This window comes from Cohnella cellulosilytica (genome assembly GCF_042431195.1).
Classification (GTDB): Bacteria; Bacillota; Bacilli; order Paenibacillales; family Paenibacillaceae; genus Cohnella; species Cohnella cellulosilytica.
On record NZ_JBHMDN010000008.1, the window covers coordinates 185,344 to 210,551 of the forward strand.

At 49.7% G+C, this 25,208-nt stretch carries 26 protein-coding genes; 22 read left to right on the plus strand and 4 right to left on the minus strand.

Translation table 11 applies throughout. The annotated features are described in order from the left end of the window. The first annotated feature begins 22 nt into the window (after positions 1-22). A complete protein-coding gene (locus ACFFT4_RS05665; RefSeq protein ID WP_181917478.1) occupies positions 23-337 on the plus strand; it encodes a metal-sulfur cluster assembly factor in 315 nt (104 codons plus the stop codon). On the opposite strand, the gene ACFFT4_RS05670 is transcribed toward ACFFT4_RS05665, so the two are convergent. After that, positions 330-1,658 carry a sensor histidine kinase gene (locus ACFFT4_RS05670; RefSeq protein WP_378045794.1) on the minus strand — a complete coding sequence of 443 codons (1,329 nt, stop codon included), beginning with the start codon at positions 1,656-1,658 and terminating at the stop codon, positions 330-332. The two genes, ACFFT4_RS05665 and ACFFT4_RS05670, sit on opposite strands and share 8 nt — an antisense overlap. After that, positions 1,655-2,347, minus strand: a complete 693-nt coding sequence (locus ACFFT4_RS05675) for a response regulator transcription factor (RefSeq protein WP_116059035.1) — start codon at positions 2,345-2,347, stop codon at positions 1,655-1,657. Before ACFFT4_RS05675 ends, ACFFT4_RS05670 begins: the two co-directional genes overlap by 4 nt. Positions 2,348-2,520: 173 nt before the next feature. On the opposite strand from ACFFT4_RS05675, the gene ACFFT4_RS05680 reads away from it, so the two are divergent. The 16 genes from ACFFT4_RS05680 (at position 2,521) to ACFFT4_RS05755 (ending at position 18,508) form a co-directional block, all read left to right on the plus strand. Then, positions 2,521-2,892, plus strand: a complete 372-nt coding sequence (locus ACFFT4_RS05680; RefSeq protein ID WP_378045796.1) for a DUF6220 domain-containing protein — start codon at positions 2,521-2,523, stop codon at positions 2,890-2,892. A 40-nt stretch (positions 2,893-2,932) separates the two neighbouring features. After that, positions 2,933-3,781, plus strand: coding sequence for an SGNH/GDSL hydrolase family protein (locus ACFFT4_RS05685; RefSeq protein ID WP_378045797.1), 849 nt, complete (start codon positions 2,933-2,935; stop codon positions 3,779-3,781). A 48-nt stretch (positions 3,782-3,829) separates the two neighbouring features. Further along, positions 3,830-4,474: a DUF2306 domain-containing protein gene (locus ACFFT4_RS05690; RefSeq protein ID WP_378045798.1), complete on the plus strand. Its 645-nt coding sequence runs from the start codon at positions 3,830-3,832 to the stop codon at positions 4,472-4,474. A gap of 173 nt (positions 4,475-4,647) precedes the next feature. Further along, positions 4,648-7,236 (plus strand): phosphoenolpyruvate synthase, encoded by a 2,589-nt coding sequence (gene ppsA, locus ACFFT4_RS05695; protein ID WP_378045800.1) that lies wholly within the window; start codon positions 4,648-4,650, stop codon positions 7,234-7,236. 80 nt (positions 7,237-7,316) lie between these two features. Continuing rightward, a complete protein-coding gene (locus ACFFT4_RS05700) occupies positions 7,317-7,511 on the plus strand; it encodes a DUF2188 domain-containing protein (protein WP_116059031.1) in 195 nt (64 codons plus the stop codon). Positions 7,512-7,711: 200 nt separating this feature from the next. Further along, positions 7,712-7,954, plus strand: a complete 243-nt coding sequence (locus ACFFT4_RS05705; protein WP_378045801.1) for a hypothetical protein — start codon at positions 7,712-7,714, stop codon at positions 7,952-7,954. Positions 7,955-8,214: 260 nt separating this feature from the next. Then, positions 8,215-10,191 (plus strand): helix-turn-helix domain-containing protein, encoded by a 1,977-nt coding sequence (locus tag ACFFT4_RS05710; RefSeq protein ID WP_378045803.1) that lies wholly within the window; start codon positions 8,215-8,217, stop codon positions 10,189-10,191. 20 nt (positions 10,192-10,211) lie between these two features. Beyond that, positions 10,212-11,237, plus strand: a complete 1,026-nt coding sequence (locus tag ACFFT4_RS05715; protein WP_378045805.1) for a FecCD family ABC transporter permease — start codon at positions 10,212-10,214, stop codon at positions 11,235-11,237. Further along, positions 11,234-12,247, plus strand: coding sequence for a FecCD family ABC transporter permease (locus ACFFT4_RS05720; protein ID WP_378045807.1), 1,014 nt, complete (start codon positions 11,234-11,236; stop codon positions 12,245-12,247). The genes ACFFT4_RS05715 and ACFFT4_RS05720 overlap by 4 nt, the downstream gene beginning before the upstream one ends. A 9-nt stretch (positions 12,248-12,256) precedes the next feature. After that, positions 12,257-13,078, plus strand: coding sequence for an ABC transporter ATP-binding protein (locus tag ACFFT4_RS05725; protein ID WP_378045809.1), 822 nt, complete (start codon positions 12,257-12,259; stop codon positions 13,076-13,078). After that, positions 13,075-14,799, plus strand: a complete 1,725-nt coding sequence (locus ACFFT4_RS05730; RefSeq protein ID WP_378045811.1) for an ABC transporter ATP-binding protein — start codon at positions 13,075-13,077, stop codon at positions 14,797-14,799. The genes ACFFT4_RS05725 and ACFFT4_RS05730 overlap by 4 nt, the downstream gene beginning before the upstream one ends. A 260-nt stretch (positions 14,800-15,059) precedes the next feature. Then, positions 15,060-15,659 (plus strand): helix-turn-helix domain-containing protein, encoded by a 600-nt coding sequence (locus tag ACFFT4_RS05735; RefSeq protein WP_378045813.1) that lies wholly within the window; start codon positions 15,060-15,062, stop codon positions 15,657-15,659. Continuing rightward, entirely contained in the window at positions 15,650-16,003 is a 354-nt protein-coding gene (locus tag ACFFT4_RS05740; RefSeq protein WP_378045945.1) for an AraC family transcriptional regulator, read from the plus strand. The genes ACFFT4_RS05735 and ACFFT4_RS05740 overlap by 10 nt, the downstream gene beginning before the upstream one ends. 571 nt (positions 16,004-16,574) lie before the next feature. After that, positions 16,575-17,279, plus strand: a complete 705-nt coding sequence (locus ACFFT4_RS05745) for a DUF6338 family protein (RefSeq protein WP_378045814.1) — start codon at positions 16,575-16,577, stop codon at positions 17,277-17,279. 605 nt (positions 17,280-17,884) lie between these two features. Next, positions 17,885-18,127: a hypothetical protein gene (locus ACFFT4_RS05750; protein ID WP_378045815.1), complete on the plus strand. Its 243-nt coding sequence runs from the start codon at positions 17,885-17,887 to the stop codon at positions 18,125-18,127. After that, positions 18,128-18,508, plus strand: coding sequence for a retropepsin-like aspartic protease (locus ACFFT4_RS05755; protein ID WP_378045817.1), 381 nt, complete (start codon positions 18,128-18,130; stop codon positions 18,506-18,508). A gap of 887 nt (positions 18,509-19,395) precedes the next feature. Here the strand turns inward: ACFFT4_RS05755 and ACFFT4_RS05760 are convergent. Next, the gene (locus tag ACFFT4_RS05760; protein WP_378045819.1) at positions 19,396-19,743 is read right to left on the minus strand and encodes a hypothetical protein; all 348 of its coding nucleotides are present in this window, start codon (positions 19,741-19,743) and stop codon (positions 19,396-19,398) included. 374 nt (positions 19,744-20,117) lie between these two features. Continuing rightward, positions 20,118-20,846, minus strand: a complete 729-nt coding sequence (locus ACFFT4_RS05765) for an EAL domain-containing protein (protein ID WP_378045821.1) — start codon at positions 20,844-20,846, stop codon at positions 20,118-20,120. Positions 20,847-21,290: 444 nt separating this feature from the next. Between ACFFT4_RS05765 and ACFFT4_RS05770 the strand changes: the two genes are divergently transcribed. The 5 genes from ACFFT4_RS05770 to mntR all read left to right on the plus strand — a co-directional run bounded on the left by ACFFT4_RS05770 (position 21,291) and on the right by mntR (position 25,207). After that, entirely contained in the window at positions 21,291-22,241 is a 951-nt protein-coding gene (locus ACFFT4_RS05770) for a metal ABC transporter solute-binding protein, Zn/Mn family (RefSeq protein WP_378045947.1), read from the plus strand. 5 nt (positions 22,242-22,246) lie between these two features. Then, entirely contained in the window at positions 22,247-22,984 is a 738-nt protein-coding gene (locus ACFFT4_RS05775; RefSeq protein ID WP_378045823.1) for a metal ABC transporter ATP-binding protein, read from the plus strand. Continuing rightward, complete coding sequence (locus ACFFT4_RS05780) at positions 22,981-23,835, plus strand: metal ABC transporter permease (RefSeq protein ID WP_378045825.1); 855 nt, start codon at positions 22,981-22,983, stop codon at positions 23,833-23,835. The genes ACFFT4_RS05775 and ACFFT4_RS05780 overlap by 4 nt, the downstream gene beginning before the upstream one ends. Positions 23,836-23,903: 68 nt before the next feature. Further along, a complete protein-coding gene (locus tag ACFFT4_RS05785; RefSeq protein ID WP_378045826.1) occupies positions 23,904-24,779 on the plus strand; it encodes a metal ABC transporter permease in 876 nt (291 codons plus the stop codon). Positions 24,780-24,793: 14 nt separating this feature from the next. Next, entirely contained in the window at positions 24,794-25,207 is a 414-nt protein-coding gene (gene mntR / locus ACFFT4_RS05790) for a transcriptional regulator MntR (RefSeq protein ID WP_378045828.1), read from the plus strand. The last annotated feature ends 1 nt before the right edge of the window (position 25,208 follow it).

Genomic DNA, 25,208 nt, shown 5'->3' on the forward strand with positions numbered 1-25,208 from the left:
AACCGCGAAGGATGTGCTGGCCATGAATGAAGACCGGATTACAGAAGCCCTTGAAGAAGTAATCGATCCCGAAATCGGTGTGAACATCGTGGACCTCGGGCTCGTGTACGGCATCGAGGCAAGAGATCACGGAGAAGTTATCGTCGAAATGACGCTTACCATTCCCGAATGTCCTTTGGCGGACCAGATCGTTGCGAGTGTCAAAACGGCCGTCGAAGCGGTCGAAGGGGTAGAGCGGGCCGAAGTGAAGCTGGTGTTCGAGCCGAAATGGACGCCTGCGCGAATGAACGACGAAGCCAGGGAACAAATTCGGTCCAGATCCATGTCCGCTACTTAAGGACGGAAGCAAGCGGAAGCCACCCCGCAAAAACGGCCCCTTCGTCAGACGTATCCCGATGTACCGCAAGCTCCCCGTCGTGGGCCCTTATAATTCGCCGCGCAATCGTAAGGCCTAGCCCGGTGCCTCCGTATTCCGGGTTTCTGGATTCGTCGCTCCGATAGAACGGTTCGAAAATGCGTGCCTCCTCTTTTGCCGATATCCCCGGTCCCGTGTCTTCGATCGAGAACAGCGCCTTATTTTCCCGAGTCGAGCAGTGGATCGTAACCTTGCCGTTAGCCGGCGTATACCGCAGCGCGTTGTCCATCAGATTTCCGATCGCGCGGTGGATCAGATGGGGGTCAGCATGAAGCGCGATGGCCTCGGGAGAGGCGTTGAACCGCAGGTCGATCTTCTTTTCCTTGGCGATTGGAGCGTATTCGGCCACCAGATCTGCAAGCAGCCGATTCAATTCCATGCGTTCCCGGCGCATGGACAGGTCGAGCGAATCCGTTACGGTATAGGAGGAAAGATCGGAGACGAGGCGATTCAGCTGCTCCGCCTTTTGCCTGCAGATCTCCAAGTAATGCGGAAGCTTCTGCGGACTGCCGTGCATGCTTTTCTCTATGCGCTGTAGAAACCCCCGGAGCGTAAAGATCGGCGTTCTTAAGTCGTGAGCAATCGCGCTAATGAAAAAACGGCGTTCTTCCTCCAGACGGGACTGCCGGATCAACGAGTCCTGGAGCTCGTTGCGCATCGCGTGAAAAGCGTTGCGAACGTCGATCACCTCGGCAACGGTCGATGTCGGAAGCTCAAAGTCCAGATCGCCGCCGGCGATTCGTCTGGCGGCTGCGCTGGCCGCTTCCAGCGGCTTGACGACGACCCGTCCGATTTTCAATCCGATAAAGACGATTACGCCTGCCGCAGCGATAATCGACAACACGACTCCCCATCCATTGCCCGCCTTCGGGCCATAGAGAAACATACTGCCCTGCAGCTGGCCTTTTTCCGCAAAAACAATCTGTCTGAACTCCACGTAATTCGAGCCCTCCGGCATAAATCGAAACCGTTCCCGCCCCGAAGCGTCATTCACGATGATACCGAGATGGAGAGAGGAGGCTTGCTTTTCCACGACGGACCGCCACTCCGGATTTTCCCATTGAGCCATTCCGGATTTGCTCGCTTCCTCCACCAGTCCGTCCATTCCCGCCTGCCGCTGCTCCGCTTGCGAGGGATGAAGGAGATAACGGTCGACGAGTCCCGGCACTTCATAGACCAACCGGGGAACAACGGTGACGATGAGCATGCCGAAGAGCATCCAATAGCGAAGCTTCATCTTCATTCCGCCCGCTCCCCCTCGAAACGGTAGCCGACGCCCCAAACGTTCGTAATATATTTGGGTTTACGCGGATTTTCTTCGATTTTCTCGCGAATTCTGCCCATGTGCACCGTGACGGAATGCTTATCTCCGATCCCCTCCCAGAACCGCTGCAGCAATTGTTCATAGGTGAAAACCTGCCGCGGGTATTCCGCGAACAGACATAGAATTTCGAATTCTTTGGGCGTCATGGGCACAGGCTGTCCGTCGATCGTCACCTCGTATGCGTTGACGTTAAGCGCGAGGCGGCCGAAATCGAGTATGACAGGGGATTTCTTCTCGCTGTTGTCGTACCGGCGGAGCACGGCTTTAACCCGAGCGACGACTTCCTCCGGAGTGGCGGTCTTGACAATGTAGTCGTCCCCTCCCAGGCTCAAGCCGCGGATCTTGTCGAGCGCTTCGCCTCTCGCGCTGAGGAACAGAATCGGGGTGTTGCTCGTCTTGCGGACCTGCCGGCAGAAATCGAGACCGCTCTGTCCCGGCATCATCACATCCAATAAAATACAGTCGACCGAATGCCGATCCAGCGCACTGCCGGCTTCCTCGGCGTTATACGCCTCGATCACGTGAAACCGCTCATCCTCCAGAAACTCTCTCATCAGCTCCACGATTTCTTTATCGTCGTCGACAAGTAATACCGTTCGCTTGCTCATAGGCTCTCCTCCCGAAAATGCCGCGCTCGTGCCTGTATTTTAGCACATTAAGCTTCCGTCCAATGGCAGACGTACTGAAATGTAACTGTCTGTTGCTTGTTTTGTGACATTTTCGCACCGTGTTCCGTGAGAAGCGTTCGTTATGATTTTTGTAAACAGAAGGGAGGGTTTAAATGAAAATCGCTCGGTACGCCTACAATATTTTGGCAATGGCATTTCTATTATGCCTTGTCGTTCAAGCGTTTATTGCAGGCCTGGCGGTGTTCACGGACGCGGTCTATTGGGGCTCGCATATCGAATTTGTTCGTTATTTTGCCTTTATGCCTCTGGTGATGTTCCTGCTGACCTTCATCGCCAAAATCGGAGGGGTCCAACGTTGGTTAAGCTTGGGGATGTTCGGGGCGGTTATTTTTCAATTTCTTAATATTCAGGCGCTGCCGTCCGCAGCCGTACTCCATCCCGTCATTGCCTTGATCCTGTTCGCCATGTCGTTCATCGTCGTCCGGAATACCGCCTGGAGGGGAACGCGCGGCGAGATCGGATAGGGGAGCGAGCACCACAAAACGAAATCGGAGATGATCGCAGATGAAGGTTGAAAACAATCAGCAAATGCTTGGACAATGGACCAAGCTTATTCGCATGCAGCACCCGGAGAAAATGTTGAAATTCGTCCGCAGCTTTCAAGACGAGACGTTAGCGACTCTGTACGGCATTCCCGATACGGAGACGTTCCTCCGTCTTAAAAATTCGCTGCAGCGGCAGACGAAAGAGGCGGCGGCGCAGCTGCTCGAGGATCCGGCTTTTGCCGACAGGGTCGATCAGCTCCCGTTCAGGCAGGGGGAGACCATTGTCGGGCTCGGGGAAAGCACGACGGACGATCTGCTCTCGTGGTTTGAAATTTTGCGGCAGCTTCTGGAGCTCAGAAGGCCGCGGGACGGCATCCGGTTGGTCAACGAAGGCCTATCCGGCCATACTTCGTCGCAGCTGCTTGGGCGGATCAACGACACGATGGCTCACAGCCCGGACTGGGTGCTCTGCATGATCGGGGGCAACGATGCTCTGCGCTTCGGTCCAGAACCTTCGCCAACGCAAGTCAGTATCGGGGAAACCTCCCGAAACCTCGCAGAAATTCGCCGACTGGCGCAAGCAAGAGGGAATCCGCGCTGGGTATGGATCACCCCTACGACGATCAACGGCGAGAGGATTGAAGCTTTCCCGCCCTTCCGGCAGGGGGGAATCCGCTGCCGCAATGAGGATATCGCCGCTGTCGGCGACGTTATGCGGAATCTATCCGATCCCGTCGTCGATACGCAAGCCGATTTCGGGCTGCCGGCCAACGCCCTATGGATGGAGGCGGACGGACTTCATCCGTCGCTTGCCGGACATCAGATCATCGTAACTTTGCTGGTACAGGAGCTCACGGGAGGAAAGTAGGGGGAAGATAACGCGCGATAAAACAGCTTAAGCGAGGGAGGTTGGGGAATGACGAGAAAAATCCGAAGAAGTAAAATAGGCTGGGGCTTGCTTGCGGGACTCATCTTTGCCGCGGCAGCCTTCGCCGTGGCTCCGTATCTCACGATGAATTCCGGGTTAAGCCGCGTGCCGATCCGCGATTCGTTCGAGCTGCATTATCCTTTATTGCTCGTGCACATTTATTCGTCCTTTATCGCGCTTGCGATCGGCTGGCTGCAATTCGTTCCCCGTCTCCGCGAGCGTAAACCGCATATCCACCGATGGATCGGCCGAGGTTATTTGACCATGGTGGCGGTTGGAAGCGTAAGCGGCTTGGTCGTCGGGATGTATACGGACAGCTATATCAGGCAGGTTGCGTTTCTGATTCTGGTCGTATTATGGATCGTTACCGGATGGAAGGGCTACCGATATGCGAGAAGGCGGCAATTCGCGGAACACGGAGTGTGGATGATCCGAAGCTATGCGGTAACGTTGGTCGCCGCGACGGCTCGAATCGTAACGCCGCTCTGTATCTTGTTTTATATAGCGAATAAAGGCTTGCCTGACGGAGGCGTCGAGGCTGTATTGGCCCATGTGATGGAGGTGAACATCTTTCTGGGTTTGGTCATTAATATCCTGATCACGGAGTGGCTGATCGTTAAAAAAAGAACCTGACAAGTGTCGGGTTCTTTTTTTACATTGCACATGGGCATGCGCGATGATATAATCAAATAACGAATGTCTTCGTTTAGAAGACATAAATAACGTATCTTATACTTTAAATGTACCACGACAACAAACTGTTGTCAATCGGTTTTTCTCATTTTCAGAAATAGGAGAGATGCGGAATGAAGGCTTTGGTTCTCGGTTTTCGGGAGATGGAGAAAACGCAGCTGGAGCTCGTGGGCGGAAAAGGTCTTCATTTAGCGGAATTATCTAAAGTCGAAGGTCTGCAAGTGCCGGAAGGATTTTGCGTAACGACAGAGGGATATCGAAAAGCAATCGCAAGAAACGAAACGTATCATGCCCTGCTGAATCGATTAAATCTATTAAAGGCGGACGATCGAGCTCAAATCGGCGAGATCAGCAGGGAGCTCCGACAAATCCTTGCGGAAGCGGAAATTCCATCCGACGTAGCGGAAGCCGTTGCCGATCATCTCTCCCGGTTGGGCGACCGGCATGCTTATGCGGTGCGTTCCAGCGCGACTGCCGAGGATCTGCCCTATGCCTCTTTTGCCGGTCAACAGGACACCTACTTAAATATCGTCGGCAAGGAAGCGATCCTGCGGCATATTCGCAAATGCTGGGCGTCCCTTTTCACGGACCGGGCGGTTATTTACCGTATCCGGAACGGCTTCGATCACAGTCAGGTTTATTTGTCCGTTATCGTTCAGCGGATGATTTTTCCGGAGGTTTCGGGAATTTTATTTACCGCCGATCCGATAACCTCCAACCGCAAGCTGCTGTCCGTCGATGCCGGCTTCGGACTTGGCGAAGCGCTGGTCTCCGGACGGGTATCTCCCGATTGCTATAAAGTGCGGGAAGGGCAAATCGTCGAGAAGAGAATATCGGACAAAAAAATGGGGATCTATGCGCGGAACGAAGGCGGTACGGAGACACGAGAGATCGATTCCAACCTCCGGCAGGAGCAGGCGCTGACGGACGAACAAATTTTACGGCTGGCGCGCATAGGGAGACGGATCGAAGCGTATTTCGGCCGGCCGCAGGATATCGAATGGGGGTTGGCGGACCATACGTTCTATATCGTCCAGAGTCGGCCGATTACCACTTTGTACCCGATCCCCGAAGCAGGCGATCAGGAAAACCACGTGTACTTATCCGTCGGTCATCAACAAATGATGACCGATCCGATCAAACCGCTGGGCTTGTCCTTTTACCTGTTAACGACTTCCGCGCCTATGCGCACAGCCGGCGGAAGATTATTCGTCGACATTGCGCCTATAATGGCTACGGCTGCCGGGAGGAAAAATTTGCTGACCCTGGCCCAATCCGATCCGCTCACCAAGGACGCGCTTACGACGCTCCTACAGCGGGGAGATTTTATTAAGGCGCCGTTAGATGAGCAAGCAGCTCCGAGCAGCGCTGTCGATCCAGCGACGCAAATCGAGAACGATCCGTCCATCGTCTCCGATCTGATTCAGAGAAGTCAAGATTCGATCGAAGAGCTCAAGCGGAACATCCAAACGAAATCGGGACCGGATGTATTTGCGTTTATTTTGGAGGATCTCCAGCAATTAAAGCAGATTTTATTCCACCCGCAAAGCTCGGCCGTCATCCGGGCGGGGATGGCCGCTTCGACGTGGATCAATGAAAAAATGAAAGAGTGGTTAGGCGAAAAAAACGCGGCCGATACGCTCTCTCAATCGGTAGCGAACAATATTACTTCGGAGATGGGACTGGCGCTGTTGGACGTCGCAGACGCGATTCGCCCTTACCCGGAAGTCGTTCGTTATTTGCATCAGGTTAAAGAGGATCGCTTTCTGGAAGAGTTGGATCAGCTCGAGGGCGGGCAGGAGGCCCGGGACGCGATCCAGGCGTATCTGGATAAATACGGCATGCGATGCGCCGGAGAAATCGATGTGACGAGAACGCGCTGGAGCGAGAAGCCGATTGCGCTTGTCCCGTTGATTCTGGGCAATATCCAAAGCTTCGAGCCCAATGCCGGCAAGCGGAAATTCGAACAGGGGCTCCTGAAAGCTTCGAAAAAGGAGCAAGAGCTATTGGAGCGGTTACAGCAATTGCCGGACGGCGAACAGAAGGCCCGGGAAACCAAACGAATGATCGACCTCGTTCGGAATTTCGCCGGTTATCGGGAATATCCCAAATACGGTATGGTGAGCCGCTACTTCGTGTATAAGCAAGCCTTGCTGAAGGAGGCCGAACGGCTCGTGCAAGCGGGCGTTATTCGTGAGAAAGAAGAAATCTATTATCTCTTTTTCGAGGAGCTTCGCGATGCCGTAGGCACTCATAAGCTGGATTACGAGATCATTCGCCAACGAAAAGAGGAATACGAACTTTACGAAAAACTGACTCCGCCGCGCGTGATGACGTCGGATGGCGAAATCGTTGCGGGCAAGTACAAACGGGAAAACCTTCCGGCCGAAGCCCTTGCAGGTTTAGCGGTTTCTTCCGGAGTGGCGGAGGGGCGAGCGCGCGTTATTTTGAAGATGGAAGAGGCCGATTTGGAGGCCGGAGATATATTGGTCACGTCTTTTACCGACCCTAGCTGGACGCCCTTGTTCGTATCCGTCAGAGGCCTGGTCACCGAGGTCGGCGGACTGATGACCCACGGAGCGGTTATCGCGCGCGAATACGGCCTGCCGGCAGTGGTCGGAGTGGAGAACGCCACCAAGCTTATAAAAGACGGGCAGCGCATTCGGGTGCATGGGACGGAAGGGTATATCGAGATCTTGTAAGGAGCCGATCGGCCGCGCCGTGATTCAAATTCGCTGAAGTCGTCTAAAAGAGGGTAGAAAAGCTGCGGGAGGAATAAACGATGCCCTGGAATAAGGACGACTATCCGGATTCGCTCAAAAACTTCATGGCCCCGATCCGCAACAAAGCGATCGACATTGCCAACGAGCTGCTGGAGGAAGGCTATTCCGAAAGCCGCGCGATCTCAATCGCAACCGCCAAGGCCAAGGAATGGGGAGAAAACCGCCACAAGCAGATCCGCAAGAAAGGACACTGACGGCTGCCGGAACCTTCTAAACCGCGTTAATCGCGGTTTTTTTCATTTTCTCCACATAAATTTTGGTGAGGGGATCGACGTCGTGAATACATGAACATTATAGAAAATCAGTGCAATGCCAATGCAGTAGTATAACCTCATATAGCTGAGCAAACTTTGCTAAAATAAACATAATAATCATATGGGAGGTGGAAACAGATATGAAATGGCAAGAAGTAAGAGAACTGTTTCCAAACCAATTTGTTTTAGTTACTATCCTTAAATCGCATGAAGATGGAGACAGAAAAATTATTGATGAAGTCGCACTTATTTACTCAGTATCTAACGAGGAAGCAAACAAAGAATTCTTTAAAGCTGCACCTGGGAACATTGTATATCATACGTCCAAAGAGGAATGTATTGTACACATCCGCAGAGATCCTCTTCTGAGGGTTAGACGGTAATGCTCAAAAATGCCAAAACCCTTCACCAGTAAGGCTTCCCGCCATTCCTCCACTTTGAGATCGAAAGTCGTCGTTTTGCCAACCGCATAAGTAACAAAGTTCTCCGTGTAGTGAGCCTCATTATTCCCTCATGACCCGATCCGTCTTCCTCATACATAACAAGTAAAAAACTAACCTTTTTCATTCTCACTTCATATCATTGATAATCATTATCATTTATACTGACCTATAGATAGCCTTTAGTGATGGAGTGAATACAGATGCGAGAAGACACTGGAGCGATACGAATCTTTACTCCAGAAATGCTCGAAACGATGGCTCATATATGGACACGTTCCTCGATTTCATTGATGGATGTGCGCCACAAACCTATTTATCCGAATCAACCGTTGCAGCATTACAAATTGCCCAGCAGTATGTTGGTGTATGCCTATGGAGGAACGGCGAATGTTCAGCTAAACGAAGCCGCTTTTGCAATGGAGCGGTTTGGTCTTTTTCATGGCGGGAAGGGAACGGTGCTCAGCATCTTGCCTGATGATGTGACGTTGGAAAGCTATATGGTGCTATATAAAGCGGAGACGCCGCTCTTTTTCAAAAGGGACCTGCAGCGCTTGTTGGAGCAGGTGAATCCGTTTCTGCAACAGTTTGGCTATGTGCCGAGAAATCCGGTGGGGCTGCTCAGTTTGTTTCAACAGATGATGGACAGCTGGAATCGGAGAACGGAGATGAATCATTTTCATACCAAAAGCTTGTTCTATCAATCGGTGCACGAAATATATAGGGATCTGGAGAACGGAAAGACAAAGTTTCTACAGCCAGATCCAGTGATCTCGGCCAAACGGTATTTGGATGAGCATTATATAAAGCCGATTATGTTTCAGGAAATCGCCGATATGTTCGCCATAAGCAACGGACAGTTGACGCGTTTATTTAAAAAACGGGAAGGAAGCAGCCTGCAAGAGTACGTTATACAGAAGCGACTAAACACCGCTCGGCACCACTTGGAGAATACGAATGCAACGGTGAAGGAAATTGCTGAAGGTTGTGGCTTCATAAATGAGAAAAACCTATTTCGTATGTTCAAAAAGTATTACAAAATGACGCCAAGCGATTATCGGAAAATAAACGCACTATCCATGCAGGTTTATGGTATTGATAATGATTCTCACCGTCCTTACAATAAGAGAGAACTAGACAGACTAGTCAAATCGACAGGGGATGGGGAATTGCACATGTTGGGAAATACAAGGAGCAAGGAAATGATATTGGCGGCTGCTATGAGCTTGATGCTGTTATTGTCGGCATGCTCATCATCAGCGCCAGCGAACACAGGGTCACCAGATTTGACACCGGCGCAAACGCAGGTGCAAACGACGTCAACCACGGAAACAAAGGAGACGGAGAACGCAGCGCAAACGCGGATTATCCACACGATCAAGGGGGATGTGGAGGTTCCGATCAATCCGCAACGAGTGGTCGTCAACTGGTACTATCCTGAATTATTTTCACTGGGTATACAACCGGTTGCTCTAATGGGTTTTGTAACAGGAGAAAATGTTCATTTCTTTGATCAAGCGGCTGGAATTCCAACGATGAATTATGATAATTGGGACGTTGAAACGATTATGTCCTATGATCCCGATTTGATTATCAGCATCGCAGAGGATGAATTTACAGCCAATAATTATGAAAAGCTGTCGAAGGTTGCGCCTGTCATTGCGATCTCTTCCGGCCTTGCTCCTGCAGAACGTCTGAATTTTATAGGAGAAGTGTTCGGTAAGCAGCAGGAGGCGCAAAATCTAGTGGATGAATTCAATGCCAAATTAGCCTCCCTAAAACAGCAGCTTAAGGAACATGCGTTGGACTCCAAAACGGTTAGTGTATTTCAGGATTGGGCCGAATGGGGGTTTAATGCTGAAACCGCAAAAAGAGGCGCCAGTCTTCTCTATACCTATTTAGAGCTAACAATGCCTGAGGAGTTTGAGCGTCTGGTTGGTGAAGGCGGTGCTGCTATTTCTTACGAAGCTGTTCCTAAGTATACGGGTGACTACGTTGTTTACGTGAATCATGATTCCGATTTTGCAAACTCGGAAATCTGGAAAAGCATCGATGCCGTCAAGAATAACCAGGTGTTATACATGGAAGAAAAAGACCAGGATGTCATGCTGTTCGATGATGTGGAAAGCATGAGCGCCCAGATCGACTATTTTACGACCCATTTGTTCCATCTTGAGTAGGGAATTGAAAGGAAGCGGTTATGAAAATAAAGTCAGCCCAAAAACAGGCGAGCGTATCGAATTTTACGATGTATATGATCGTGGGGCTTGGGTTAACCGTTCTTGTATCGGCAGCGTCAATTTCCTTTGGCGCTGCCGATATGCGCTTGGCGGATGCATGGGCGGCCGTATTTCGGTTTGATCCAAGTCTCACCGATCATCAGATTATCCGCACCCTCCGGTTCCCCCGTACGGTAGCCGACCTGGTCGTCGGATGCAGCCTTGCGGTCTGCGGGGCAATTATGCAGGGGACGACGCGCAATCCGTTGGCAGATTCCGGACTGATGGGGATTAGTTCGGGAGCGGGCTTTGCAATCGCGGTTTGTCTCGCTTTCTTCCCGGGTACTGCGTATGGACAAACGGCATTGTTCGCTTGTCTGGGAGCCGCGCTAGCCACAGGGATGACGTATTTTATCGCCTCGTTGGGCGAACGGGGCATGACCCCTCAACGGCTTGTGCTTGCAGGATTGTCGATCTCGATGCTCTTTGGCGCACTCAGCCAGTACCTGGCGATTAACTACGATCTGGGGAGAGCGCTTGCCTTCTGGACGGCGGGCAGTACTGTCGGGGTCAAATGGGGCGAGTTGCTGATCATATCCCCGTTGTTTATCGGCGGGGTGCTGCTCGCCATAGGCTTGTCTCCCTCGGTTACCTTACTGGGCTTGGGCGATGATGTTGCCGAAGGGCTGGGCATTCGCAGTGGGCTTGTTAAAGGACTGTCCACGATAGTCATTCTGGTGCTGACGGGGCTTGCGGTCGTGGTCGTGGGACCGGTTGGCTTTGTCGGTCTGATCACCCCGCATATGGTCCGTTATCTGGTCGGCGTCGATTACCGTTATATTATTCCGGCCACCGCCGTTTACGGCGGGCTGCTCACCGTTTCGGCCGATCTGATTGGCCGGTTGATCAACAGACCCTTCGAGACGCCGATCGGCATTATTTTCTCCATTATCGGCGTGCCGTACTTTCTCTTCCTGGCTCGCAAGCAGAGGAGGGAGTTTGAATGATCAAGCAGCGTTATACGATGCGGCGGGGGATGGCCGTAATCAGTCTGCTGTTCTTTCTGATTGTGTTGTTTGCGGCGATTGGCATGAATTCCGGCAAGATGAATCTTTCTCCATTGGAAGTATGGGACGTGCTGCTTGGAAACGGCACGGAAAAGCAAAATCTCATTGTACTTACCCTCCGTCTGCCGCGCATTGTTTTATCCATTCTTGTCGGTCTCGGCATGGGGGCGGCGGGTGTGGTGATGCAAAGCTTGCTGCGCAATGATATGGCCAGTCCAGGGACGCTGGGGATCAGTTCGGGCTCGGGCTTGTTTGTGCTCGTCTTCGTGGTTTATTTGGCGCCCATGGGGGCTCGTTCCTTCGTTATTTTGCCGCTGCTTGCCTTCGTGGGAGGTCTGATGGCGGCCGCCTTGATCTTCCTGTTATCCTATCGTCGCGGGAGAGAAGTGTCGCCCATCGGCCTGATCTTGACCGGTGTGGCACTTGGCAGCGGGTATGGCGCATTGACGACCTTTTTAACGCTTAAATTGGACGATTCCCAGATGAACTTTATGCTGCGCTGGTCGGCCGGCAGCTTGTGGGGCGATAATTGGTCTTATATCGCTATATTGACCCCTTGGGTGTTGGTATTGTTTGGTTATATCTTTTATAAAGCGCGAATGCTGAATGTCCTCCATCTGGGCAATCAGACGGCGGAAGGTCTGGGGCTGGCGGTGAAACCGGAATTTCTCGGCTTGTCGCTGGCCGCGGTTGCGCTTTCTTCCGGCAGCGTGGCGTTGGGCGGCAGCTTCTTCTTTGTCGGTTTGATTGCGCCCCATATCGCGCATAAGCTGGTCGGGCCTGATCATAAAATGCTTGTTCCGGCTGCCGGCCTGACGGGAGGGTTCATCGTGGTGCTGGCCGATACGATTACCCGCGCGATCAGTTTTGGCGGGGTTATGCCGACCGGGATTGTGATTACGGCGATCAGCGTTCCCTACTTTCTCTACTTATTGGCCAGGGCGAACTAGGAGGATAACATGGAATGTATTACAGCGAAACACGTTGATATTGCCTACGATGACACCCTTATTGTGAAAGAATTGAACCTGCAGATTCCCCGCGGGCAGATCACGACGATGATCGGGCCGAACGGCTGCGGGAAATCAACGGTATTGAAAGCGGTCGGACGTTTGCTCAAGCCGAAAAACGGCACGGTCTATCTCAACGGCGCAGATATTCGCACGCTGCCGACCAAAGAGGTTGCCAAACAGATGGCGATCCTGCCGCAAACCCCGACCGCTCCGAGCGGCTTGACGGTGGGGCAGTTGGTTGCCTATGGACGCTTCCCCCACCAGCGCGGGTTCGGCAAGCTGAGCCATGAAGACAAGCGGATCGTTGCTTGGGCGTTAAGTCTGACGCAGCTAGACGAATTTGAGCATCGTGAGGTCGATACGCTCTCGGGCGGTCAGCGCCAGCGGGTGTGGATCGCCATGGCGCTGGCCCAGCAGACGGATCTGATCTTGTTGGATGAACCGACAACTTATCTCGATTTGGCGTATCAATTGGAGGTATTGGAGCTGTTGTACGAACTTAATCGCAGTCAGCAGGTAACGATTGTGATGGTGCTGCATGACCTGAATCTGGCAGCGCGTTTTTCCGATTACATGGTGGCCATTTGCAATGGGCAAATCGTGGAGCAGGGCTCGCCTGAGCGAGTGATGACCATTCAGACGCTGCGGGAGGTATTTGCCATTGATGCGGATATTATGCTGGAGCCGCGAACGGGGCGTCCGGTTTATGTGACCTATCAGTTAATGCGTGATCGCAGCAAGGAACGGAGGGAGGCGATGGCGACATGAGAATGGCATGGCGTGTTTTAGTTGAGGCGCGAAAATACTGGGTGCAGTTAGGGATTGGATTTGCCGGTGTCGTGATCGCTACGATCGCCGGGTTTTATTTGCCATGGGCGCTTCGCTCTCTGACACAACTGGCCACAGAGGGCAGTTCCCATTTTGCCGCAGAAGCGTTGACGATCGGTTTGTTGCTGCTCGCATCAACTTTGCTGCAAGCCATTGGGTCATCACTGTCAGGCTACATGAACCATTACGCCGCTCTTCACTATGTGGCAGATTTGCGGACACGATTATACGGCAAGTATCAGCAAATGAGCTTGCGTTATTTCAATCGAAGCCGAACCGGCGATTTGACCGGACGAGTCGTGAACGACGCGATGGAGGCGGAAATCTTTATTGCCCATGCCATTCCCGATTTTGTGGTCAATGTACTGACTTTTGTCGGCGTGGGCATCTTGCTGCTGACAATCAATGTGAAGCTGGCATTGATTAGCCTAATTACGATCCCGCTTTTGCTGGCGATTACGATTTGGCAGAGCAAGCGTCTGTCGCCGATGTGGCGTGAAAATTCCAGGGTTCGGGGCGAAATTGCCGGTAAGGTGCAGGAGAACATGTCAGGGATAAAGGAAATTCAAATCTTCAATCGACAGCAGGAGGAACAAAGCAACGTCTCTCGTCTGGCGCTTAAACATACAAAAACCTACTTGCACGCCAGTTTGTTCTATGAAACTTCAAAGCCGCTTCTTGCGTTTGTGACCGCGCTCGGAACGGTATTAGTAGTGATTGTTGGAGGAAGGCTGATCGGAACAGGCGAAGTCAGCATTGCAGATATTATCGGATTTATTGCCTACCTGGGGATGTTTTATAATCCCGTTAAATCCTTCTCCGGCTTGATGGAAATGGCCGGTAAGGCAGGAGCGGGTCTTAAACGGGTGTTTGACGTATTGGAAGAAGTGGAAGATGTGCCGGAAAAACGTCATGCCATCACGTTGCCTCGTATACAAGGGCGAATTGTCTTTCAAGATGTATCGTTTGCTTATCAGGATGGTTTGACTGTACTGGAGAAACTGAATCTGACCATTGAACCCGGACGGACGGTGGCGCTTGTGGGAACAACAGGTGTGGGAAAGACAACGTTGGCCAGCTTGGTCAATCGGTTCTACGACCCGCAAGTCGGTTCGATTCAGTTGGATGACATCGATATTCGCGATGTGACATTAGCCAGCTTGCGGGATAATATTTCGATGGTACTGCAAGATACGTTCCTGTTTGATGGGTCTGTGTATGACAATATCGCTTATGGTTGGAAAGGAGCGGCGCAGGAAGATGTAGTAGCCGCAGCGAAAGCAGCCAAAGCGCATGATTTTATTGCACTTATGGAACAAGGCTACCATACGATCATTGGTGAACGCGGCGTGCGCTTGTCAGGCGGGCAGAAGCAACGATTATCGATTGCGCGGGCAATTCTGCGCAATGCGCCGATCCTGATTCTCGATGAAGCGACATCAGCGCTTGATACGAAGACGGAGCATGAGATCCAGGAGGCGCTTGATGAGATTTCAAAAGATCGCACCACGCTGGTCATTGCGCATCGGTTATCGACGATTCGCCATGCGGATCAGATTGTCGTATTGGAAGGAACGGGCGTAGCCGAGACCGGTACGCATGATGAATTAATTCGACTTGGCGGCATTTATGCGCGTTTATATGCGACTCAGGCTTCCTGATGAGGGCTCAGCCCCCAACCTACTCCCCAAGAAACATAAAGGATATAACGCCATATTCACGTCGAGGGCCTTACGGCCTTTGATTATCAGATGTATAATCAAAGAAGAATATTCGGACAACGCGCGACCCGGCCTAAGATAAGAACTATCTACGGCCGGGTCGCGTCGTGAAAGAGCGAATGAATATAATCATTAAGCAGACGATTCATAACCCTCTGTTCACGCATCGGACTAACCCACGAAAGGAACAAAAAGCGATAATGGACACAAACAATTACAGTGACCGAATGAACAAGGTTTTCGCTTTGGTTGAAAACAATTTAAGCGGCAAGCTAACGCTCGACTTAATGGCTAAGGAAGCCCACTTTTCAAAATACCATTTTTCCAGAATTTTTTCGGCCATGGTGGGCATGACGCCTATTGCGTATTTGACAAAAGCCAGGTTGGAGAAATCGTTATCCTATCTATCCGACGCCAATCGAACGATACTCGAAATTTCCCATCTGTGCGGCTTTGAATCAGCTTCAAATTTCAATTTTGCCTTTAAGAAGCAATTCAACAAGACGCCGAGTGAATATAGGCAAACGCTAAACAAAGATAGCAATATTTCTTTATCGTTTAGCAATAAGCAGGAAGAGGAACCGAGTCCTTCTCGTTATAATGGAAATGTTCATAACAATTTTCTGAGGAGGATTTGGCAAATGAATGTTTCAATCAAAGAGCTGCCCGAGTATGAAATTGCGTTCGTAAGGCATATTGGCAGCTACCTGGACACCTATAAGGCGTGGAATAAACTGGGGAGTGGACAAACAAGTATCAGCTGTATCCGCCAAATCAATATTTCATTGGAATTTCTTTAGACGATCCAAATACGACGGAAGAACACGAGTGTCGATATGATGCATGCGTGACCTTGCCGCAATCGTTTATTAAAGAGAACGAATCCGAAGTGCAATTCAGGAAATTGCCGGGAGGGCTCTACGGACTGTACCATTTTTATGACACAATCGATAAGTTGGGTATTGCCTATCAAAGCATTTTTGGCCAATGGCTTCCCCATAGTGAATTTGATCCGGACGAACGAGAATGTCTTGAATTCTGCATGAACAATCCGTTTGAAGATCCGGAAGGAAAGGCAAAAGTCGATCTGTATATTCCTATCAGGGTCAGGCTCTTGCATATAGGGAAGAGAAATCGGTTATAGGAGAGATGGAAAGAAGAACTTCGTAGGTTACACTAAAGAAAAGAAATATGAGAAAAATTCCGAAAAAAGAATTTAAACATTATATTTTATTTTTATTATCACAGGGACTAAAGCTGGCCAATGACAGCTTTAGTTTCTTGCGTAACCCTGCGACTAATTTTTTCGGTTAATATTTACGGATTGAAAAATAAATTACAATTTCCAACCGCCTTGTCCGAAAGCGAATCATTGTCGCACCTCCCTTCAATGAAGAGGTGAAGCCCACAGATACCTTCTCTCAGGCCTGATATTAAAGATAGCACATCTACTTTTAATTGTAAATATTGAAGAAAGTGCAAGTGACATAACCATATGAATAACACACAGTTGGGGGGAGTATCTTAAATGGAAATGCTCCCTCAGTAGTCGTCCTAGTAAGCGGAACAGTTATATCAAGTAAAAAAATTAAAATAGGAATCCACTCTTGAAAAAGAGCGGATTGATGAGAAACAAGAATTCCACCGACAATTTCTGAAGAAAGGATATATTTCCATGATGTAGAATAATTGTTTTAAGGAGATGAGTAGGGGATATGGATAGTTTTGTTGGAACTATGATATTTGTGATCCCAGGTTTTTTCATGTACTTCTGGATGCAGGCATTTGGAATGAATCCAGTAGTGAAGCATACTCCCGTTGAATTCACAACTGTATCAGCGCTTTTATGGATCCCAGTTTCTGTTGCCACATTGCTTTTTCACAATACTTTATATTACATATTGAGCTGGTCGGAGAAAATAAATCAGGTATGGACTATTAATGAAATGGTTAAAGCGGCGCAGAAACCCGAATATTTACTTTGGTTCCTTCTCCTGAGTGTTCCTGTTAGTTATATCTTTAGTGCACTTTGGGTTCTGTATGGAATGAAGAAGTTAAGGGATGTAACAAATTATGTGCGTAACAAAAAAGGGCTTGCTGACCTCTCGGAACATACATCAGTCTGGGATGAGTTATTTCTCAAAAAAGAAGCTCAAATTGTTGAAATTGGTAAAATCGATAAACCTGAATCAGCTCTCATTGGGGAGTTGGGAAAAGTGTCAAGAACTTTCGAACCTGAAAGAATTAGTTTAAATCACGTGGATTATGTAACCCGAATAGTTAGAGAAAAAAAAGTCCCTGTTGACAAGGTATTTGTGGATGTCAAATCAGGGACTTATGTTAAAATCTTTGACTCTGAGAAATTTCAAATTGCCCAAAACGAAGAAAAATCTACTTCTCTTTTGGAGGATTTGAAGTAGGTTTAACCATGGACGGTTTATTGACTGAGTCTTGTACAAGTTTTCCACTTTTTGACAATGGTAGCTTTTTGTTTGGCATTGAAGTCTCCTTAGTTATTTTTTGGGAGGAACAACTATCGAAGGTTTTTCGACAGAACGTTCTTGTCTAGAAGACTGTACAATAGATGGCTTATTCACTGATTCATTCAGTATAGTGGGTGACTGCTTGTCCGAAGACATAACGATCTCCTCCTCTCTTAAATTCTTCCATCACCCCCAAATATTCGACAAGAGAGAAGGATCCTCCTTTCTCTAACTAAGAAATTACATATTTTGCTCCCTCAATAATACTCGGTGTTACCTTATCATACTTAATCAAGGCGTTGGCACCCATAGAGAAACTTACGATGCTTGTTGACGATTCAAGGTGGCGATAAACGAAAGCGCTGGCCTGGAAGGGCCTTTGAAGCAAAATTTATTTTGTGGTTTTGGAGGCGCTTTTTGTGAACCGGAGAATCAAAACAAATGCAATCTGCATCAACTCCCTCCCGATTCGAAACGCTCAATAGTTCCTTGCTCTCCCATAAGTGGTATAATGAATTCAAAACCGTTTGGAGGGATCCAACGTGAAATGGCAGGAAGCTCAAAGGATCTATCCCAATCAATTTGTCAAGTTTGAAATTCTGCATTCGATCGAACAAGATAATAAAGAGATTATTGATGAAATTGCTTTGATCGGTCCGGTTAAGGACGAAGATGCGACGCGAGAGTTACTTAATTGTAAGAACAGAACGCTTGTTTATCATACTTCTAGAGAAAAAGTTGAAGTAATCATTCGAAGATACATTGGTTTAAGGAGACACCTTTAAATGCAAATTGAATTTAGAGAAGGACTCCTATTCACTGAAATAACAGTCCAGTACAAGGGTAAAAAAAAGTTAATCAAGAATATTGTAATTGATACGGGTGCAAGCCATACGCTAATATCCCAAGATGCAGTAGACGAGATCGAAATAAGGGCAACCCTGGATGACCATTTCATTACCAGTTTTGGAATCGGTGGAGAAGAGTATGCATTTATTAAGAAGATAGATTCAATTGAAATTGGTGATTATTTAATTCAAAATGTAGAAATAGATTTTACATCATTTAAGTATCACAATGTAAACGGACTACTTGGACTGGATATCTTACTTAATGGAAATTTCAATATTGATTTACTCAACTTAGAGCTCAAGCGTCTGCAATGAAAATTGCAGATTTTTTATTGGTAATTTCATCGAAGGGATTGAACTTCATCTAACGAGATACAGTTTCTTCGCGACTAAAGGCAGTGGGGCATTATGAATACAATAACGCTAGTCGAAATTTTGCAATGCATGAAAGGGAATAAGATCCAATGAAGAAATTAACAACCTTTGTATTAGAGCTTTGTAGAATAATTGTTTTATTTGCACTCACTTTGTATGTGTTGGATTTAGTCGAAAGAAATCTCCTTAAAATCATAACCGGAAGGACGGAATATTATTGGAGCATGACTCTAGGCAATCTGTTTATCTTTTTTGTAATATACAGAAATTACTTTCAATTTAATGGGTGGTATAAAAGCCAACAGAATATCAAGCTGAGCAAAACGACAACTTGGCTATTTATCTTAATATCTCTTGGACTCATCATAGTGCCCATTTTGATAAACATTAAATAATGAAATAGGGCATGCGCTCTCGGCTCGGGTTAGAAGTGAATTACAAAATAGCATCGTTCGGAGGCAGTTATGATCTTTTTCTATTCTTTGGGAGTTACAACCGTAGTCCTGGCGTTTGGCATTTTTTTGACCTTCAAGAAAAAGAATTGGGGAATGCTTTGGGTATTTTCTTTATTCTTAGCAGGCAATCTTCTGGAGGTTGTCATCCCTTTTTTATTTCAAAAGTTAGTGTCAGATAATTTAGACAGGATATATCTATTTCCTTATTTTCATTCCATTCGCTATCTATTTTACTTAATTGCGGTACTGATCTTGATTCAGAAAGTCAGGAAACAGAATATTCGCTAATCGTATTTCAAGAGCGGGATTTATCGCCCAGAAGTATCCATTTACCGCGCCTGGCTTAAGAGAATGTGGATTTAGAGCCGTTTCCTACTTCTGCTTAACCAGGATGACGCCAACGATAATGACGGCGAGGCCTATCCACGTTTTCCAAGAAGGAATTTCCTTCATAAACCAATATCCCATCCAGACCGAGATCAGCACCTCGATGCATTTGGCGATAATGAGGACATAACCCAGTTGATTAACGGCCTTCATGCCGAACTTGACTCCGTATCCGACGCTTAAATTGGCAGCGAGAAAGAAAGGCAGCATCAGGAGCTGGAATTTTAGCGTGGATATGAAATGCGGAGCAACATGCTTGCTCTGGTAAGAGAAAATAACGTTGATACAGGTCAGGCCCACGAACATGAGCGCAAGGCTGATCAAATACGGCATAATATCACACCCCGGGATACGTAGTGGGATTAATGTTTCCTTGATCCAACAATTTTATCCCGGGGCATCTTTCTAATCCATTCGTTCTGCAATACACTCAGCAAGCGCATCGACATAGTCTGCGGCGTCGTTCAGAAATTCCGTTGCCGCAAATCATTCCCGCTCCGTAAACGCGACAGGAAGCTGGAGTCCGACTTTCTCCAACAAAATAGCGCCGGTCCGCGAGAAGGGAATGGACACCGGGCCGACCGAACTGGCAAAAATGATCGCTGCGAGCAGCGCAATTAACAATCCGAAAACGACAACCAAAATCGTGCGGCGTTCACTTGAGACAGGCTGAAGCGGCTTTGATGCGTGCATGCGACTAGTCCTTTCTAATGACTGTAGTCAAATGAGGGATGGCGGCGAGCCGCCGGACGTCCGAGCAGATAGCCTTGGCCGAGCGGAACGCCCAGCGATCGTGCGACGGAAAGATCGTCGGCGTGTTCGATGCCTTCCAGAACAAGCAGCATTTCTCCGCGGCAAAACTCGGCAAACAGGGACACCAATCTTTGCTTGGCTGTGTTCCTGGCCAACTGCTTGCCGAAATAGCGATCCAGCTTTACGATGTCCGGCTCGTATTCGACAATCTTCTTGAGCGAGGCGGCGCCCGAACCGACATCGTCAAGCGCAATTCGAAAGCCGTATCGGCGCATTTCAGACAACTTTTCCCCCAGCAAGCCGATATCCCACATCTTTTCTTCCTCAGGCGCTTCGTTGATCTCCAATATAATTTGATTTAAAGGGAATCGACTGTTCAGCATATCCTGGACGATCCACTTGCTAAACGCCGGGTTTAGCAGGGTGGAAGGAAAGACATTGACAAATAACCAGGCAGCCGGTTCGTCATGGCCTATCTGTTGAAAATAGGTTGAGATCGATCCGGCCATCGCACGGCAATCCAATTCGTACAAATCGTTCCGGGTGCGCGCCAAGCGAAATAAATGGTCCGGCAAAATCTTCTCGGATGAACGAAGAAGAGCTTCATACCCATAGACTCGTTGATCCTCGAGCCAGACAATGGGTTGGAAAAGGGAGTAGCAGTGATATTGTTCGAATGTCATCCCGAGACCTCCTCGTTTTGTCCCTCGTTCACGACTAGCGGGATATGCGTCAGTGATTTTTCCTAATAGAAAAAGTTTTTCCCGTAGGCAAATCTTAAATTGCTGTTATTCTACATCAAGAAGGCATCTGTTTGCAATGACTAATTTTCATGCAAAACTCAGCTTCATGAGTATAACGGAGCGAAAAACCAGAAGATGAGGACTCTTTAATAAAAAAGTTTCCTTAGGGAAACATAAATTCTATCTCTAGAAAGAATAATTAAAACCCAGTTTTATCAACGGTTTAACTGATTTCCGTTTAAACCTAAAGCAAATAGAACGAACAAAAAGTCTTGACAACAGAAAAGTTGATAATTAAGTTATACATGACCATAAGTTTTGCCTTAGGTAAAATATTTTGGGTTTGAACAATTCATTTTTAGGAGGAGAAAAAGAGTGGAGCGTATGCGTTTTAAGCAAAGAGGAATTTTATTCGGAGTGTGTTTGCTGGTTCTGGCTGTGGTGATGGCAGGGTGCGGATCTGACAAGAAGTCGGATGAAAAAGCAAGCGGAGAAAGGCTGAACGTCGTGACTACCATTGCGCAGATTGCCGAACCGATTTCTGTCATCGGAGGCGATCGGGTAACGGTGCAAAGCCTGATGGGACCGGGCGTCGATCCGCACTTGTATAATGCGACCCAAGGGGATATCGACAAGCTGGAAAGCGGCGATGTCGTTCTCTACAGCGGGCTCCACCTGGAGGCCAATATGGTCAAAGTGTTCGAGGAAATCGGCAAATCCAGACCTACGCTCGCGATTAGCGAGTCCATTCCGGCGGATCAGCTATTACAGGACGAAGAGGGGGCAACCGATCCGCATGTCTGGTTCGACATTGACTTGTGGAAGCAGTCGCTGAATGCGGCAGTCGAGGAGCTGAAGAAGGCCGCCCCTGGCGATGCGGATTATTTCGAAACCAACAAGCAGGCGTACTTTCAAAAGCTGGATGAGCTGAAGGCGGATGCGCAAGAGAAATTGTCACAGATCCCGAAAGAAAAACGCGTGCTGATTACGGCGCACGACGCGTTCGGTTATTTCGGACGGATGAACGACATTGATGTCATCGGGCTGCAAGGGCTAAGCACCGAAGACGAAGTGGGTTTATCCGATATCGAGGACACGGTAAAGCTGCTGGTGGAATACCAGGTGCCTGCCGTATTCGTGGAAAGCAGCATTAATCCGGCCTCCATCAATGCCGTAATCGAGGGAGCCAAGAAGCAAGGGCTCGATGTAGCGGTAGGTGGCGAATTGTTCTCCGATGCGATGGGCGACGCAGGTACGCCGGAAGGAACTTACCTTGGGATGTATGGTCATAATGTCGATACGATTTATCAAGCGTTAAGCGCTGAAGGGAAGTGACGGGGATGCTCCCGGTTTTAAGCGTTGAGGGGTTATCCGCTTCGTATCGCAAAAATAAAGTGCTGGACAGCGTCGGCTTCGATGTCGGGCCGGGGACGATGACCAGTATCGTAGGGCCGAACGGGGCGGGGAAATCGACCTTGCTCAAGGTTATGCTGGAATTGCATCCCCGATTGGCGGGGAAGGTGTCTTATTGGGGGGCGCCGTACCCGCAGGCGAAGTCCCGAATCGGCTATGTGCCGCAGCGCGGATCCGTGGATTGGGATTTTCCGACCCATGCGCTTGATGTCGTATTAATGGGACTGTACGGAAAAATCGGCTGGTTGAAATGGCCCAAACGAGCGCATCGCGAAAAGGCGATGGAAGCCTTGGCCGAGATGGGCATGGCGGATTACGCTTCGCGCCAAATCAGCCAGCTCTCCGGCGGCCAGCAGCAGCGGGTCTTTCTGGCCCGGGCTCTCGTCATGGATGCGGATCTGTACTTCCTGGACGAACCGCTGGCCGGCGTGGACGCGGCTACGGAGCGAGCGATCATGACGACGCTCAACTTGCTGAAAAGCCGGGGAAGAACGGTGCTGGTCGTCCATCACGATCTGCAGACGGTCGAAGATTATTTTGACCACGTCCTGCTGCTGAATCGAACTGTGATTGCGCATGGTCCTACGGAAGAAATCTTTACCGAGAACAATATTTATCGGACGTACGGGGGAACGCTGCGCTGGAGGGGAGCGAAGTCGGGATGATGCTGGGATTGTCGCATAACGCGCAATGGGTATTGCTGAGCACTTTGATTTTGGGAACGGCTGCCGGCATTATCGGCTGCTTTGCCTACTGGAAGCGGCAAAGCCTGATGAGCGACGCGTTGTCCCATGCGGCTCTGCCGGGCGTTATTATCGGTTTCGCCATCCTTGGCGTGAAGAATCTGCCGGTCATGATCGCCGGAGCCGCAGCGAGCGCGCTGTTCGGGGCCTTGCTTATCCACTGGATTCGCTCTTCAAGCCGTGTCAAGGAAGACGCGGCGATGGGAATCATCCTGTCGGTCTTCTTCGGTCTCGGCATCATGCTGCTGACCTTTGTCAATCGCATGGCCGGGGCCAGCCAGAGCGGCCTGGACAGCTTTATCTTCGGCCAGGCGGCTTCGATGGTGGGCAAAGACGTATGGCTGATGTCCGGATTGGCGCTGCTTGTTCTTTTGCTATCGGTGATCGCGTTCAAGGAATGGAAGCTGTTTCTGTTCGATGCGGCGTTTGCCAAAGGGTTAGGGTTGTCAAGCCGCTGGATGAACAGCCTGTATATGTTTAGCCTTGTGCTGGTTATTGTCGTCGGCATTCAGGCGGTGGGAGTCATCCTGATGGCGGCGCTGCTGATTACGCCGGCCGTCAGCGCGCGATACTGGACGAACTCCTTCAAATGGATGATGGTATTGTCGGCCTTGTTCGGAGGCGGATCAGGCGTCATCGGAACGCTGCTAACCGCGTACGGCAAGGGATGGCCGACTGGCCCGTTTATCGTGATTGCGGCCGCTTCTCTGTTTGTCGTCTCGTTGGCCTTTGGCGTTCGCAAAGGCTTGCTGGTCACCGGGATTCAGCAGTAACGCCAACGCAAGCTGCTTAATCAATCGTCCGTTCATCCGCAGGGAGCGCTGGAAAGGGGGAATTCGGCATGAGCTATGCCGGCTGGATCATACTGACCGCTTCGCTGGTCGGAGTATCCTGCGGGCTGATCGGTTCACTGCTCATTCTGCGCCGTATGGCGATGATGGCGGATGCCATCAGCCATACCGTATTGCTGGGCATCGTGATCGCGTTCTTGGTCACGCGCGAACTGAGCGGCAGTCATATGCTGATCGGCGCAATCGCCGCCGGATTGCTGACCGCGGTTTTAATTCAGTGGCTGCATTCTCTCGGCGTACAGCAGGAAGCCTCCATAGGCGTCGTTTTTACCTCTTTATTTGCCGTTGGCGTCGTGCTGATTGCGACCAAGGTCGGGAATGCCCACTTGGATGTCAAACACACCTTGATGGGGGAAATCACGTTTATTCCATGGGAGAAAACGAGGCTGCCCTGGATCGGAGAGGTGCCGGAAGCGGTCTTTATTTTATCGCTCGTGCTGGTCGTCGTTTTGGTCGCAATCATCGGGTTTTTCAAGGAATGGAAGCTTACTTCGTTTGATCCCGCGCTTGCGGCGAGTATAGGCATTCCGGTTGTGCTTATGCATTACGTTTTTATGGCGCTCGTCTCGGTGACGACGGTAGCCGCCTTCGATGCTGTGGGCGCGATTATGGTGGTGGCGATGCTGATCACGCCGGCGGCGGCCGCTTATCTGTGGACGGACAGACTGGCGGTGATGATGGGGTTAAGCGGAATATTTGGCATTGCTGCCGCGGTTGCCGGTTATTATATCGCCGTGTGGCTGGATACATCCATCTCCGGATCGATGGCTTTTGCGACCGGACTGATCTTCATGATCAGCTTCGTCGCTTCGCCGAAGCACGGCATCGTGTCGAGACTCATGCGGCCGACCTTGACATCAAACTAACAGGAGGGGACGAGATGACAACGCCCGGCATGGAGGATCATTTGGAGCAAATCTATCTGTTGTCGCTTGCCAAAGGGTACACTCGGGTTTCCGACGTTGCCGACGCGTTGTCCGTCCATCCCTCGTCCGCTTCGAAGATGGCGCAGAAACTTGGAGAATCCGGCTATGTGGAGTATGAGAAATATGGCCGGATCTCCTTGACGGGAAAAGGAACCCGAATTGGCCAGCAACTGCTCGACAGACATCGGCTGCTGGAACGTTTTCTTAGACTGATTGGGGTGCCCGAGCAGCGCGTGGAGAGTGAAGTCGAGCAGTTGGAGCATCATTTTAGCTGGAATACGCTTGAACTGCTTCGCGATTTGGTACGTTTCCTGGAAAACAATCCGGCGGCAGCCAGAGGCCGCAATCTAAAGAAGCGGCAAATGTAGC

Coding starts and splice junctions, on each gene's coding strand:
- ACFFT4_RS05665 (WP_181917478.1), top strand. CDS start 23: ATGAATGAAGACCGGATTACAGAAGCCCTTGAAGAAGTAATCGATCCC.
- ACFFT4_RS05670 (WP_378045794.1), bottom strand. CDS start 1,658: ATGAAGATGAAGCTTCGCTATTGGATGCTCTTCGGCATGCTCATCGTC.
- ACFFT4_RS05675 (WP_116059035.1), bottom strand. CDS start 2,347: ATGAGCAAGCGAACGGTATTACTTGTCGACGACGATAAAGAAATCGTG.
- ACFFT4_RS05680 (WP_378045796.1), top strand. CDS start 2,521: ATGAAAATCGCTCGGTACGCCTACAATATTTTGGCAATGGCATTTCTA.
- ACFFT4_RS05685 (WP_378045797.1), top strand. CDS start 2,933: ATGAAGGTTGAAAACAATCAGCAAATGCTTGGACAATGGACCAAGCTT.
- ACFFT4_RS05690 (WP_378045798.1), top strand. CDS start 3,830: ATGACGAGAAAAATCCGAAGAAGTAAAATAGGCTGGGGCTTGCTTGCG.
- ppsA (WP_378045800.1), top strand. CDS start 4,648: ATGAAGGCTTTGGTTCTCGGTTTTCGGGAGATGGAGAAAACGCAGCTG.
- ACFFT4_RS05700 (WP_116059031.1), top strand. CDS start 7,317: ATGCCCTGGAATAAGGACGACTATCCGGATTCGCTCAAAAACTTCATG.
- ACFFT4_RS05705 (WP_378045801.1), top strand. CDS start 7,712: ATGAAATGGCAAGAAGTAAGAGAACTGTTTCCAAACCAATTTGTTTTA.
- ACFFT4_RS05710 (WP_378045803.1), top strand. CDS start 8,215: ATGCGAGAAGACACTGGAGCGATACGAATCTTTACTCCAGAAATGCTC.
- ACFFT4_RS05715 (WP_378045805.1), top strand. CDS start 10,212: ATGAAAATAAAGTCAGCCCAAAAACAGGCGAGCGTATCGAATTTTACG.
- ACFFT4_RS05720 (WP_378045807.1), top strand. CDS start 11,234: ATGATCAAGCAGCGTTATACGATGCGGCGGGGGATGGCCGTAATCAGT.
- ACFFT4_RS05725 (WP_378045809.1), top strand. CDS start 12,257: ATGGAATGTATTACAGCGAAACACGTTGATATTGCCTACGATGACACC.
- ACFFT4_RS05730 (WP_378045811.1), top strand. CDS start 13,075: ATGAGAATGGCATGGCGTGTTTTAGTTGAGGCGCGAAAATACTGGGTG.
- ACFFT4_RS05735 (WP_378045813.1), top strand. CDS start 15,060: ATGGACACAAACAATTACAGTGACCGAATGAACAAGGTTTTCGCTTTG.
- ACFFT4_RS05745 (WP_378045814.1), top strand. CDS start 16,575: ATGGATAGTTTTGTTGGAACTATGATATTTGTGATCCCAGGTTTTTTC.
- ACFFT4_RS05755 (WP_378045817.1), top strand. CDS start 18,128: ATGCAAATTGAATTTAGAGAAGGACTCCTATTCACTGAAATAACAGTC.
- ACFFT4_RS05760 (WP_378045819.1), bottom strand. CDS start 19,743: ATGCCGTATTTGATCAGCCTTGCGCTCATGTTCGTGGGCCTGACCTGT.
- ACFFT4_RS05765 (WP_378045821.1), bottom strand. CDS start 20,846: ATGACATTCGAACAATATCACTGCTACTCCCTTTTCCAACCCATTGTC.
- ACFFT4_RS05770 (WP_378045947.1), top strand. CDS start 21,291: ATGCGTTTTAAGCAAAGAGGAATTTTATTCGGAGTGTGTTTGCTGGTT.
- ACFFT4_RS05775 (WP_378045823.1), top strand. CDS start 22,247: ATGCTCCCGGTTTTAAGCGTTGAGGGGTTATCCGCTTCGTATCGCAAA.
- ACFFT4_RS05780 (WP_378045825.1), top strand. CDS start 22,981: ATGATGCTGGGATTGTCGCATAACGCGCAATGGGTATTGCTGAGCACT.
- ACFFT4_RS05785 (WP_378045826.1), top strand. CDS start 23,904: ATGAGCTATGCCGGCTGGATCATACTGACCGCTTCGCTGGTCGGAGTA.
- mntR (WP_378045828.1), top strand. CDS start 24,794: ATGACAACGCCCGGCATGGAGGATCATTTGGAGCAAATCTATCTGTTG.